The organism is Bacillus sp. FSL R9-9497 (genome assembly GCF_038005805.1).
GTDB classification, from domain to species: domain Bacteria; phylum Bacillota; class Bacilli; order Bacillales; family Bacillaceae_G; genus Bacillus_A; species Bacillus_A cereus.
This window is the reverse complement of the sequence record NZ_JBBOTY010000001.1, coordinates 3,125,005-3,137,629: the sequence shown is the minus strand read 5'-3', so window position 1 is coordinate 3,137,629 and position 12,625 is coordinate 3,125,005. Positions and strand designations below refer to the sequence as shown.

The window sequence follows — 12,625 nt, the reverse complement described above, 5'->3', positions numbered from 1 at the left end:
GTACCTCTTTTCTTTCATATGCATGAACTGTTTTGTGTAAAAATGAGCATATAGAAGTAGATTATCTTATTATTATATACTATGTTAGGCGCTTAGAGGAAGGATTTGCATAATAATCTATGATTATGTAATTTTTATAATCTCTTATTTGGGGTAGGGAATAAACCTTTAGCTAGATGAACAATTTCTTCTATAGTAAAGCTTACATCTTTATTATTGCGAATAACAAACAAATAATCAGCCTCGTTTTCTACAGGATCTACCACATCATCGTGAAGTGATTCAGTTTGTTGTCGATCAAGTACTTCTTTGAAACTAGAATATCCACCTCTAAAAATATTGGTACTTCGCGTGCTTCGAGCCACTCTTTCGTAAAGTACATCATCTGGAATGTCAAAATGAACTAATATGCGTACATATTCATTCTGTGGAAATAATTCGTTTAGTAAATAGAATCTTCCGCTTTTACTGCGATTGGAATTACAAATAATAAGGTGTAAATTTGTATGTTCTTTCGCATAATCAACAATGAATTTTGAAAGACCGTGCTTAAATGTATTAGCACCTTCAGCCGGCTGTAATTTTTCATAATGCGTGTTAATAAATTCAGCTTGGTTATCTTGATCCATAACGAAAGAGTGGGGTAACTCTTTTTCTAAAGCTTTTGCAAATGTAGTTTTTCCACTGTGTGTTTTTCCAACTGTAATGATGACTAATCTTTTCATGACGCCCTCCATTTGTATTGTTATGAACTGGAATATTCGGTGTAGATCGAAATCTTCCTGCTAGAGATTACACAAATTGTTGGAGCGTTAGTAGGCTGGGAACTTGACAAAAAAACTTATTTATGCTATAATTTACCAATATAAAAATAAGGTGTATAATAGGGTTCTCCTGGCCAGGGGAACCCTATTTTTGTTGTGAAAATGAAGGAGAGTGTATGTGCGTGAAACAAGGTGAAGCAAGTGTAACATCGTTAGTATCAGCTTTCAGCAGGGCATATCATAGTGAATTTGATAATCCGAAAATCTTTGATGATTATGTAGCTAAAGAGTTCATTTCGCCAAAAGAACGAATTAATATTGAAACGAATATGGTTCAAGGAATACATTTCTTCAATACAGACATTGCACAGCAGTTTCAAGATAATCCAAAAGAAATATTAAAATGGATTACGCAAGTTCAGTTATCACCAACACCTTTAGCACGTGCCGCATATTGTGAAAGAGTATTACTACATGAAATTACATTAGGAGCGAAACAATACGTTATACTCGGTGCGGGATTAGATACATTCAGTTTTAGACACCGAGAATTAGAAAATAAAATAGAAATATTTGAAGTGGATCATCCTTCTACGCAGGCGTTTAAGAAGGAAAGAATAAAAGAAGTAGAACTTGAAGTTCCAAATAACCTTCATTTTGTTTCAATGGATTTTACGAAAGGATTTTCCTATGAACAGTTACGCAATGAAGGATTTGAACATAAAAAGACTTTCTTTAGCCTTTTAGGTGTTACGTACTATTTAACGAAAGAGGAACTTGCTAGTTTATTAGAATGTTTATTCGAGATGGTTCCGACAGGTAGTTCTATCGTTTTTGATTATCCCGATGAAAACTTGTTTACAGAAAAGGGACTGTCCAATCGAGTTGAAAATATGGTGAAAATGGCTGCGGTAGGCGGAGAACCGATGAAATCATGTTATTCTTATGCTGAAATGGAAGCACTGTTAGAGAAGGCGGGCTTACTCATTTATGAGCATTTATCACCAGAGGATATTGATGTATTATATTTTGAAGGACGAAACGATTATTTGAAAGCTTTTGAGACGGTGCATTATGTACATGCGGTGAAAAGGTAAGAAATTAGTAGGCATGGAGAGGAATCTCTGTGTCTTTTTTTATAAAAAAGGAAATGAGCTGTAGTGGTGGAAAATATAATTATAAATATATAATATTTATAAATTAATGTCTTGTAGAAACTAAAGGAAAGGGGAAATAGAAGATGTTGAAATTACGAGGAAAATACAATGAAGCGAAAGTGTATACTTCGAATGTAGAAGAAACGGCAGCAGGTCAAATTATTGATCTTTGTAACCAAGAATTTGTAAAGGATAGCAAGATTCGTATTATGCCAGATACACATGCGGGCGCAGGTTGTACGATTGGGACAACAATGACAATTCAAGATAAGATTGTTCCTAATTTAGTCGGGGTTAACTAATCGGCTCAGACTTTAAACTACTCACTCAATTGACTGGAAACCCTAACGATAAAAGGCGAGGGCAATCAGCAGCCAGTGGTTATGGTGACATAATCGAATGGTTCAGAGACTTGTACCATGTTAGCAGACTAAGGTACAGAATTATTCCTCATCCATTTTGAATTGAAGAGGAATAATTAATACGGTGAGCCTACAGTAGAGACTGCATATCTCGATGACTGTAGAGAAGGTATAGTCCACTCTTTCAGGAAACTGAGAGGTAAGTACGATATTGGTTGTGGCATGGAAGTTGTGATGATTAATAAGAAAAAAGAGGAAATCAATTTCGATCACTTAGACGAAACGATACGTAAATTTGTCCCAAGTGGTTTTCGTATTCGAGATAAGGAACATCGATTTTCAAAAATGATTGATTTTGATAGTGTAAGAGCCCCGTTTACATTGCAACGTGCTCAAAAAAGTATTGGTACACTTGGCGGGGGCAATCATTTTGTCGAACTGAATGAGGATGATAAAGGAAATGTATACATTGTCATTCATAGTGGTTCGCGTAATTTAGGGAAACAAGTAGCAGAGTATTATCAAAACTTTGCTTACGAGCAACTTATAAACGTTAAATCTATTAAAGAAGAACTGATTGAGCGTTTAACGAAAGAAGGTAGACAACAAGAAATACATGAAGCTTTACGTGAAATTAAGAAACCGGTGATTCGCAAAGAATTAGCTTATTTAGAAGGACAAGGATTTAAAGATTACATGAATGATATGAAAATTGCACAAAAATATGCGGAGTTAAATCGTAAGGCAATGATTGATGAAATCGTCACTAAAATGGATTGGAAAGTAACAGATCAATTCACTACAATTCATAACTACATCGATATGGAAAATATGATTCTACGAAAAGGTGCTATTTCAGCTCAGAAAAATGAACGAGTAATCATTCCAATCAATATGAGAGATGGTTCAATCATTGCATTTGGTAAAGGAAATCCAGATTGGAACTTTTCTGGCCCTCATGGAGCAGGGCGTATTATGAGTCGCAAGAAGGCGAAAGAAGTACTTAACTTAGAGGATTTTCAAAATACAATGACAGAGGTTTGGACTACATCTGTTGCAGAAAGTACTTTAGATGAAGCACCAATGGTATATAAGCCAATGGATGAAATTATTGAGAATACAAAAGAAACAATTGATATTAAACATATTATTAAGCCACTTTACAATTTTAAGGCGAATTAAAAGAGGAGTAACGTTTATTAAAGAAAGAGAACTTGAAAAGATAGCATATTTTGTGGCGGTTATATAACAGAGATTAAAAAGACAACATATTAAACTAAGAGATTCATCATATTCATTTACATTTATGTAATGTTAAAGACTAGAAAGCTATATTGGCGCGAATTGCTAATTTTGGGGTGTGAAAAAAGACAAAATCTCTTAAAAAACACTTAATTTTTTACTCCATCTATCTTTACAATCCCTCCTTATAATGTGAATTGGACAAGCATCTAAGAGAAAGCAGAACATGTCAGTTTGTACATTCTATTATTAGGGGGAGAATTTGTATGAAAAAGACAGTTGCTGCGTTAGCAGTTATGGCGGCATTATTACCGACGTTTTCAGTGCATGCGGAAGGGAAAGAGCAAGCCCGAAAATCAGCTACAACTTTTAATGTTATTAGTGATATTCAAGGGGATTTAGGGGATTTTGATCATGTGCTAAAAGATATGAACAAAGTGACGCCACTTTCTAGAGCGCTTATTATGAATGGGGATATAACGCCGACTGGACAACAGTCACAATATGATGATGTAAAGCGTGTGTTAAATAAAAATAAGCATCCAGAAAATGTATGGTCTACTGTTGGGAATCATGAGTTTTATGCTGGTAAATGGACAGCGGATGGGAAACTCTCTCAAAGTACATGGCCAAATGGTGTAACTGAGGAAACTTTATTTAACCGCTATCTGAAATTTAGTGGACAAGAAAAGGTATATCATAAAAAAGAATTAGATGGTTATCCGCTTCTATTTTTAGGGACGGAAAAATATATGAAATACCATGATTCAAAAATGTGGGATGAAGTATATATGAGTGATGAGCAACTAGGTTGGCTAAAACAAAATTTAGAAGAGTACAGCCAAAAAGATAAAAATAAACCAATTTTCATTTTCTCTCATCACGTTTTACCTGATACAGTATCTGGATCAAGACAATCACCATATTTACAAGACTATTTAAACGTTGATAAATTGTACGATATATTAAAAGACTATCCGCAAGTTGTTTTCTTTACGAGTCATACGCATTGGGATTTAAACTTACCGGACTGGGCTGGTAAAAAGAAAATTGCAGGCGGAGATAAAAAAGGATTTACTGTTGTAAATACGGGCGGGATTGAAACGGGCTGGATGTCGGCTGGACCAAATGGAGGAGAGAGGACTGCTCCTGATGGCTATTCATTTAAACAAGGGTTGCAAGTGAAAGCATATGGTAACGATGTAATTGTGACAGCTTACGATTACAAACGTGATAAGGATATAAAGAAGTTATTAATTAGTGATTCAAAAATTGCGCAGATGGCACCAAATGTAACAGCAGATGATAGTAAAAATATAATTGTCGGTGCAACTGAATATATGGAGTACACTATAGAAGGAACGAATGAGTGGCATACGTATAGTAAAGCAAATCCTCCGAAATTTGATGGAGATAAAGTCGTATACGTACGTCATAAAGGTGAAATGAATTTAGAGCCGGGATTAACGCAGTTACTTCGTTTTTCGGTAAATAAGTGATTGGAGGGAGTCTGCATTTGAATGTGTGGGCTCTTTTTTTGTTGGTGAGAAAGGGGTTGCCTGTTTGTCGTTTTTTGTCGATAGATCGATATATTAAGAAAATCGTTGATATACTGCAAGTTACGATCGATATATTTGAAAAATCGTTGATATATTGTAAGTAATGAACGATATATTTAAAAAATCGTTGATATAAATTTCATGTACCATAATTAAGTTAAAAGCATTAATACGGTTTTACTTATCAAAATGAAATTCTAATACATTTTTAACCGAGAAAGATGACTTCACCATTTTTACGTGTAATAATAGTAACGTTACATATATTGTGAAAGAAGTACAAAAGGAGCGTTACAATGAATTTAGCTAAATTCCCGAGAAAAAAATATACAGAATCATATACACCAATTGAAAAGTTAAACAATTTTTCTGAATCACTTGGTGGTCCGACTATTTATTTTAAACGAGATGATTTACTTGGTTTAACAGCCGGTGGCAATAAGACGAGAAAGTTAGAATTTCTAGTTGCAGATGCACAGGAAAAGGGTGCAGATACATTAATTACAGCTGGTGGTATTCAGTCAAATCATTGCCGCCTGACACTTGCTGCTGCGGTAAAAGAAAAAATGAAATGTATTCTTGTATTAGAGGAAGGGCTTGAGCCAGAAGAGAAGAGAGACTTTAACGGAAACTATTTCTTATATCACTTATTAGGTGCTGAGAATGTCATTGTTGTACCGAACGGAGCAGACCTGATGGAAGAAATGCATAAAGTAGCACAAGAAGTAAGTGAAAAAGGTAGTACACCATATGTAATTCCAGTTGGTGGATCAAATCCTACAGGCGCAATGGGATACGTTGCTTGTGCCCAAGAAATTATGGCGCAATCATTTGAGCAAGGAATTGATTTCAGTTCAGTTGTTTGTGTAAGTGGAAGCGCTGGTATGCATGCTGGTTTAATTACTGGTTTTTCTGGAACGCAAAGCCATATTCCTGTAATCGGGATTAACGTAAGTAGAGGAAAAGCTGAGCAAGAAGAGAAAGTAGCAAAACTTGTAGAGGAAACTTCAGCACACGTTGGTATTCCAAACTTTATCCCACGCGACGCTGTTACGTGCTTTGATGAATATGTAGGGCCAGGCTATGCGTTACCAACGCCGGAAATGGTAGAGGCAGTTCAGTTACTTGCGAAAACAGAAGGTATTTTACTTGATCCAGTGTATACAGGTAAGGCAGTAGCGGGATTAATCGACTTAATTAGAAAAGGTAAATTTAATAAGGAAGACAATATTTTATTCGTACATTCAGGTGGTTCACCAGCTTTATATGCGAATACGTCTCTATTTGCGTAAGTGTAAAAAGCATTGGGTATCCAATGCTTTTTGTTATATACTGGACTATTTGAGCTGCGGACCAATTCTATCACTTTAATTAACTAAAAGAAGAATTTCCCCATCCCGATTAGACTACTAATCATTCCTATTCCACTCATGGTGCTTTTTCCTGCTGTAAATAAGTTTCCAAGCATTCCTAGCTGACCGTTACCTCCGTTATTTCCCCATCCCATTGGGGCCCACGGACTACCCCATCCTGGAGGGTTTCCAAAAACACCCGAGTTATTGGTATTGATATGAAAAGGCTTGGCTGGCGGAGATAATAAAGCGGCAAGATGACCTTGTGCAAACATCCCTGCATGATTGAATGGTTGGGCCCAGGGGAAGGGAGGTTTTTGAAAATTAAAACCTGCATGGCCTGGTAATGGAGTCCAATTGGCAGGATGACCTTGTGGTATTATCCCTGCATAATTGATTGGCTGCTGCCCCCAAGAGAAGGGAGGAGGTTGGGGATTGAATCCCGTATAATTGGCTGATGAATATAATGAAATTTGGTTAGTATATTGTTCCCCGTTTCCCTTTGAATTCAAATACCAATATTGGTGCATACGCTTATTCTCCTCACTTTAAAAATGTAATGTTAGACTTAGCCTATGTAATATTCCTTTTTATGGATGGTTACATAACTAGATCTACAAGCCTGTATTTAAAGGAATGGGTGTGTGGACTTGTTGATTTAAAGTTTCACTTTATTTTAGAAGGGGATTTTCAGTTGCTTATTTTGTGTATTTCAGCCTAATTTAAATTCCGTTAACAAACGTTTTTATAAAGGTTTCATCAACAAAAAGATTTTAAAATGGTATGTTGAGCAAGTGGAATTGCTAAAAAGAGAATATCCATTCGAAGAGTTTGGCAAAATACTGCAAGGGTAATGTTTTCTTGTGCAAATATGTAAACGATTTAAACGAATCAATGAAATTTATAATGAAGGGGCAATTAAATATATGAGTGAAACATTACATAAAAGAAAACCACCATATGTAATGCTTGTAATTCTTTTTATTGGGGCATTTGTTTCATTTCTAAATAACTCGCTTTTAAATGTAGCCTTGCCATCAATAATGAAAGATTTAGACATTCAAGATTATTCAACGATCCAGTGGCTTTCTACAGGGTATATGCTTGTAAGTGGTATATTAATTCCGGCATCAGCATTTTTAATAACGCGTTTCTCGAATAGAAGCCTATTTATTACATCTATGTTGATTTTTATTCTTGGTACTGCCTTAGCGGCTGTAGCGCCGAATTTTGGTTTATTACTTACTGGTCGGATGGTTCAAGCGGCAGGCTCTTCAGTTATGGGGCCTTTGTTAATGAATATTATGCTAGTAAGCTTTCCAAGAGAAAAAAGGGGAACAGCAATGGGGATTTTTGGACTAGTTATGATTACAGCTCCAGCAATTGGACCGACACTATCAGGTTATATTGTAGAGTATTATGACTGGCGTTTGCTTTTTGAAATGATTTTACCGTTAGCAATCATTAGCTTACTGTTAGGGATTTGGAAATCTGAGAATGTCATGAAACAAAACAAAAATGCAAAACTTGATTATCTCTCATTACTATTATCTTCTGTCGGTTTTGGCGGTTTGTTATATGGATTCAGTTCTGCAAGCTCCGATGGCTGGACGAATAAAGTTGTCTTAACAGCCTTAATCATAGGCGCTATTGCCTTAATTGCTTTCATTATCCGTCAATTAAAAATGGATGAGCCGTTATTGGATTTACGTGTTTACAAGTACCCAATGTTTGCACTTGCGTCTGTAATTGCAATTGTCAACGCGGTGGCCATGTTTTCGGGTATGATTTTAACACCAGCTTATGTACAAAACGTCCGTGGTATTTCGCCGCTGAGCTCTGGGTTGATGATGCTTCCAGGTGCGGTAATAATGGGGATTATGTCACCAATTACAGGTAAACTATTTGATAAATATGGTCCTCGGATTCTTGGCATAGTAGGGCTTTCCATTACAGCTGTTTCAACTTATATGTTGGCAAGTCTGCAAATTGACTCTAGTCATACACATATTATTCTTATTTATACACTGCGGATGTTTGGGATGGCGATGGTGATGATGCCACTTATGACAAATGGTCTTAATCAATTGCCAACTCGCTTAAATCCGCACGGTACAGCTGTTAATAATACAGCTCAACAAGTGTCCGGTTCGATTGGTACTGCTATTCTTGTTACGATTATGAATTCTGTAACAAAAACAAAAGTTGAAAGTTTAATGTCTGATATAGATCCAACAACCTTCACAGAAACTACGAAGGCAATAGTAACTCAAAAGGCTTTATTATCTGGAATTCAGTATTCCTTCTATGTAGCGCTTGGCATGAATGTTGTTGCACTACTATTAGTTTTTTTCGTTAAACGTGTAGATACAAGTGCGGAAGCCGTCGAGAAGTTAAATCGGTAGAGAAGAATAAAACGCTAGATAATGATTCCTACAAGTTGTTTGCTGATTAGATAGACTATAAAGAAATGCAAATTTTTACTGCTAAGGCGCCGGTATTTAAAGCTGGAAAAGAACTGAAAGAAGCAGTGACATAATTATGTAGTGAAAGAGGACCTGATGTTCATATCAGGTCCTCTTTCATTAGTAACACGGTATATTGCTTATTGTATTGGTTTAACTAAACCACTGATTTTTCAAATACTACAATCTTAAGCTCGTCAACTTCTCTATTTTGGGGTGTTTTAGAAGAAAATGAATCAAAATAATCATTTTTATGAACAAATACAAGAGATGAGATCCGTTTGCAATTTCTCATAAACATTACAAGTTTAGATTATCTTTTAATACCAACATTAAAAGGCTCCAACTATATTTATTCGCTTCATTTTAATTTAGTATTTTTCTACAAGTTATAAATCTAATTGCCAAGCTTATACGCAATATCATAATCATGAATAGTTAGGGAAAAGATAAAATAAGGTAATCAATTACATATCTTTATTTCATGCTTTTTTGAAAGGGTGTTTTTAATGGAAAAAAAAGTATCTGCCATTCCTCAGCCGAAAACATATGGACCGCTGGGTAATCTCCCATTAATCGATAAAGATAAACCGACCCTATCCTTTATCAAGATAGCGGAAGAGTATGGTCCCATTTTTCAAATTCAAACTTTAAGTGATACCATCATTGTCGTTTCTGGACATGAATTGGTAGCAGAAGTCTGTGACGAAACACGGTTTGATAAAAGTATAGAGGGTGCTTTAGCAAAAGTTCGTGCCTTTGCTGGGGACGGATTATTTACTAGCGAGACTCACGAGCCTAACTGGAAAAAAGCTCATAATATTTTGATGCCTACATTTAGCCAACGGGCAATGAAAGATTACCATGCCATGATGGTCGATATTGCTGTACAACTCGTTCAAAAATGGGCACGACTTAATCCGAATGAAAACGTAGATGTTCCGGAGGATATGACTCGCCTTACGTTAGATACAATTGGTCTATGTGGTTTTAATTACCGCTTCAATAGCTTTTATCGTGAGACACCTCATCCTTTTATTACTAGCATGACCCGTGCTCTAGATGAGGCGATGCACCAATTACAGAGGCTGGATATAGAAGACAAACTTATGTGGAGAACGAAACGTCAATTTCAGCATGATATCCAATCTATGTTTTCTTTAGTAGATAATATTATTGCTGAACGTAAAAGTAGTGGAGATCAGAAAGAAAATGATTTACTTTCCCGTATGTTAAATGTGAAGGATCCGGAAACTGGTGAAAAATTAGATGATGAAAATATTCGTTTCCAAATTATTACCTTTTTAATAGCTGGACATGAGACAACAAGTGGATTGTTATCTTTTGCAATTTACTTCTTATTAAAGAATCCGGATAAGTTGAAAAAAGCCTATGAAGAAGTAGACCGTGTTTTGACAGATCCTACTCCAACATACGAACAAGTTATGAAACTGAAGTATATACGGATGATTTTAAATGAATCGCTACGTCTATGGCCTACCGCTCCAGCATTCAGTCTCTATGCAAAAGAAGATACAGTGATTGGCGGGAAATACCCAATTAAGAAAGGAGAAGATCGTATTTCTGTTCTTATTCCACAGCTACATAGGGATAAAGATGCATGGGGAGACAATGTGGAAGAATTCCAACCTGAACGATTTGAAGAGCTGGATAAGGTTCCTCATCATGCTTATAAGCCATTTGGAAATGGCCAGAGAGCATGTATCGGTATGCAATTTGCACTTCATGAAGCCACTCTTGTGATGGGAATGCTTCTTCAACATTTTGAATTAATCGATTATCAAAACTATCAGCTGGACGTAAAACAAACATTAACGCTAAAGCCCGGTGATTTTAAGATTAGGATTCTACCTCGAAAACAAACTATTAGTCATCCTACTGTTCTTGCACCTACAGAGGACAAGCTGAAAAACGATGAAATTAAGCAGCACGTCCAGAAGACACCTTCTATTATTGGGGCCGATAATCTTTCACTTCTTGTTCTGTACGGCTCGGATACAGGTGTAGCAGAAGGTATTGCAAGAGAATTAGCAGATACAGCTAGTTTAGAAGGAGTTCGAACGGAAGTGGTAGCTCTTAACGATCGAATTGGAAATTTGCCAAAAGAAGGAGCGGTACTTATTGTAACTTCTTCTTATAATGGAAAACCGCCAAGTAATGCAGGGCAGTTTGTTCAATGGTTGGAGGAACTAAAACCAGATGAGCTAAAAGGGGTTCAATACGCAGTTTTTGGTTGTGGAGATCATAATTGGGCTAGTACCTACCAACGGATTCCAAGATACATTGATGAGCAGATGGCTCAAAAAGGAGCAACAAGATTTTCTAAACGCGGAGAAGCAGATGCAAGTGGTGATTTCGAGGAACAGCTTGAGCAATGGAAACAAAGCATGTGGTCTGATGCGATGAAGGCATTTGGATTGGAGCTCAACAAAAATGTGGAAAAAGAGCGCAGTACTTTGAGTTTGCAATTTGTCAGTCGTCTTGGAGGATCTCCTCTTGCACGAATATATGAAGCAGTGTATGCATCTATACTAGAAAATCGTGAACTCCAATCATCCAGCAGTGATAGAAGTACACGACATATCGAGGTATTTTTGCCAGAAGGCGCTACATATAAAGAAGGAGACCACCTTGGAGTGTTGCCAGTTAATAGCGGGAAAAATATCAACCGAATTTTAAAACGTTTTGGATTAAATGGGAAGGATCAAGTTATACTGAGTGCAAGTGGACGAAGTATAAATCACATACCTTTAGACAGTCCTGTTAGTTTATTGGACCTTCTTAGTTATAGTGTTGAAGTTCAAGAAGCAGCCACTCGAGCACAAATACGAGAAATGGTAACATTCACAGCATGTCCTCCTCATAAAAAAGAATTGGAAGCATTATTAGAAGAAGGAGTTTACCATGAACAAATACTAAAGAAACGGATTTCAATGTTGGACCTTCTTGAAAAGTATGAGGCTTGTGAAATCCGATTTGAACGCTTTTTAGAACTTCTTCCTGCGCTCAAACCGCGTTACTATTCTATTTCAAGCTCTCCACTCGTTGCACACAATCGTCTGAGCATTACGGTCGGTGTTGTTAATGCGCCTGCATGGAGTGGGGAAGGGACATATGAAGGAGTCGCTTCTAATTACTTAGCTCAGCGTCATAATAAAGATGAGATTATCTGTTTCATTCGAACGCCGCAATCAAACTTTGAATTACCTAAAGATCCAGAAACACCAATTATTATGGTGGGGCCAGGTACTGGAATTGCACCATTCCGTGGATTCTTGCAAGCGCGTCGTGTTCAAAAGCAAAAAGGTATGAACTTAGGACAAGCACATCTATATTTTGGTTGTCGTCATCCTGAAAAAGATTATCTCTATCGTACAGAACTAGAAAATGATGAAAGAGATGGATTAATCTCTTTACACACAGCTTTTTCTCGTCTAGAGGGACATCCAAAAACATATGTACAGCATTTAATAAAACAAGATAGAAGCAATTTAATTTCGTTATTAGATAATGGAGCTCATCTTTATATATGTGGTGATGGAAGTAAAATGGCTCCGGATGTAGAAGATACCCTTTGTCAAGCATATCAAGAAATTCATGAAGTAAGTGAACAAGAAGCAAGAAATTGGTTGGATCGTGTGCAAGATGAAGGGCGATACGGAAAAGATGTTTGGGCTGGTATATGAATGTTTCTTAATTAGAT

Annotated in this window: 9 protein-coding genes; 7 read left to right on the top strand and 2 right to left on the bottom strand. The window is 36.5% G+C overall.

Features of this window, described 5'->3' with window-relative positions:
* Window positions 1-134: 134 nt before the first annotated feature.
* Window positions 135-725: an AAA family ATPase gene (locus MKY21_RS16075; RefSeq protein ID WP_000826966.1), complete on the bottom strand. Its 591-nt coding sequence runs from the start codon at window positions 723-725 to the stop codon at window positions 135-137.
* Between the two features lie 215 nt (window positions 726-940).
* Between MKY21_RS16075 and MKY21_RS16070 the strand changes: the two genes are divergently transcribed.
* The 5 genes from MKY21_RS16070 to MKY21_RS16050 all read left to right on the top strand — a co-directional run bounded on the left by MKY21_RS16070 (window position 941) and on the right by MKY21_RS16050 (window position 6,376).
* On the top strand, window positions 941-1,861 hold the full coding sequence (locus MKY21_RS16070; RefSeq protein ID WP_033687104.1) for a class I SAM-dependent methyltransferase: 921 nt from the start codon (window positions 941-943) through the stop codon (window positions 1,859-1,861).
* A 143-nt stretch (window positions 1,862-2,004) separates the two neighbouring features.
* Entirely contained in the window at window positions 2,005-2,223 is a 219-nt protein-coding gene (locus tag MKY21_RS16065; RefSeq protein ID WP_012593282.1) for an RtcB family protein, read from the top strand.
* Window positions 2,224-2,505: 282 nt separating this feature from the next.
* The gene (locus MKY21_RS16060) at window positions 2,506-3,465 is read left to right on the top strand and encodes an RNA-splicing ligase RtcB (protein ID WP_000454390.1); all 960 of its coding nucleotides are present in this window, start codon (window positions 2,506-2,508) and stop codon (window positions 3,463-3,465) included.
* 326 nt (window positions 3,466-3,791) lie between these two features.
* The gene (locus MKY21_RS16055) at window positions 3,792-5,024 is read left to right on the top strand and encodes a DUF4073 domain-containing protein (RefSeq protein WP_000754260.1); all 1,233 of its coding nucleotides are present in this window, start codon (window positions 3,792-3,794) and stop codon (window positions 5,022-5,024) included.
* A 356-nt stretch (window positions 5,025-5,380) separates the two neighbouring features.
* Window positions 5,381-6,376: a D-cysteine desulfhydrase gene (locus MKY21_RS16050; RefSeq protein ID WP_006922782.1), complete on the top strand. Its 996-nt coding sequence runs from the start codon at window positions 5,381-5,383 to the stop codon at window positions 6,374-6,376.
* An 83-nt stretch (window positions 6,377-6,459) separates the two neighbouring features.
* Here the strand turns inward: MKY21_RS16050 and MKY21_RS16045 are convergent, their stop codons facing one another.
* A complete protein-coding gene (locus MKY21_RS16045) occupies window positions 6,460-6,966 on the bottom strand; it encodes a hypothetical protein (RefSeq protein WP_284996331.1) in 507 nt (168 codons plus the stop codon).
* Window positions 6,967-7,362: 396 nt separating this feature from the next.
* On the opposite strand from MKY21_RS16045, the gene MKY21_RS16040 reads away from it, so the two are divergent.
* Together MKY21_RS16040 and cypD are read left to right on the top strand one after the other, a co-directional pair.
* Window positions 7,363-8,841, top strand: a complete 1,479-nt coding sequence (locus MKY21_RS16040) for a DHA2 family efflux MFS transporter permease subunit (protein ID WP_000005123.1) — start codon at window positions 7,363-7,365, stop codon at window positions 8,839-8,841.
* A 569-nt stretch (window positions 8,842-9,410) separates the two neighbouring features.
* Entirely contained in the window at window positions 9,411-12,608 is a 3,198-nt protein-coding gene (gene cypD / locus MKY21_RS16035; protein WP_341076827.1) for a bifunctional P-450/NADPH--P450 reductase, read from the top strand.
* Window positions 12,609-12,625 lie beyond the last annotated feature (17 nt).

What these genes read in the sequence shown, in the direction of transcription:
- MKY21_RS16060 (WP_000454390.1), top strand. Translation starts at nt 2,506, where the DNA reads ATGGAAGTTGTGATGATTAATAAGAAAAAAGAGGAAATCAATTTCGAT.
- MKY21_RS16055 (WP_000754260.1), top strand. Translation starts at nt 3,792, where the DNA reads ATGAAAAAGACAGTTGCTGCGTTAGCAGTTATGGCGGCATTATTACCG.
- MKY21_RS16065 (WP_012593282.1), top strand. Translation starts at nt 2,005, where the DNA reads ATGTTGAAATTACGAGGAAAATACAATGAAGCGAAAGTGTATACTTCG.
- MKY21_RS16075 (WP_000826966.1), bottom strand. Translation starts at nt 725, where the DNA reads ATGAAAAGATTAGTCATCATTACAGTTGGAAAAACACACAGTGGAAAA.
- MKY21_RS16070 (WP_033687104.1), top strand. Translation starts at nt 941, where the DNA reads ATGTGCGTGAAACAAGGTGAAGCAAGTGTAACATCGTTAGTATCAGCT.
- MKY21_RS16045 (WP_284996331.1), bottom strand. Translation starts at nt 6,966, where the DNA reads ATGCACCAATATTGGTATTTGAATTCAAAGGGAAACGGGGAACAATAT.
- MKY21_RS16050 (WP_006922782.1), top strand. Translation starts at nt 5,381, where the DNA reads ATGAATTTAGCTAAATTCCCGAGAAAAAAATATACAGAATCATATACA.
- cypD (WP_341076827.1), top strand. Translation starts at nt 9,411, where the DNA reads ATGGAAAAAAAAGTATCTGCCATTCCTCAGCCGAAAACATATGGACCG.
- MKY21_RS16040 (WP_000005123.1), top strand. Translation starts at nt 7,363, where the DNA reads ATGAGTGAAACATTACATAAAAGAAAACCACCATATGTAATGCTTGTA.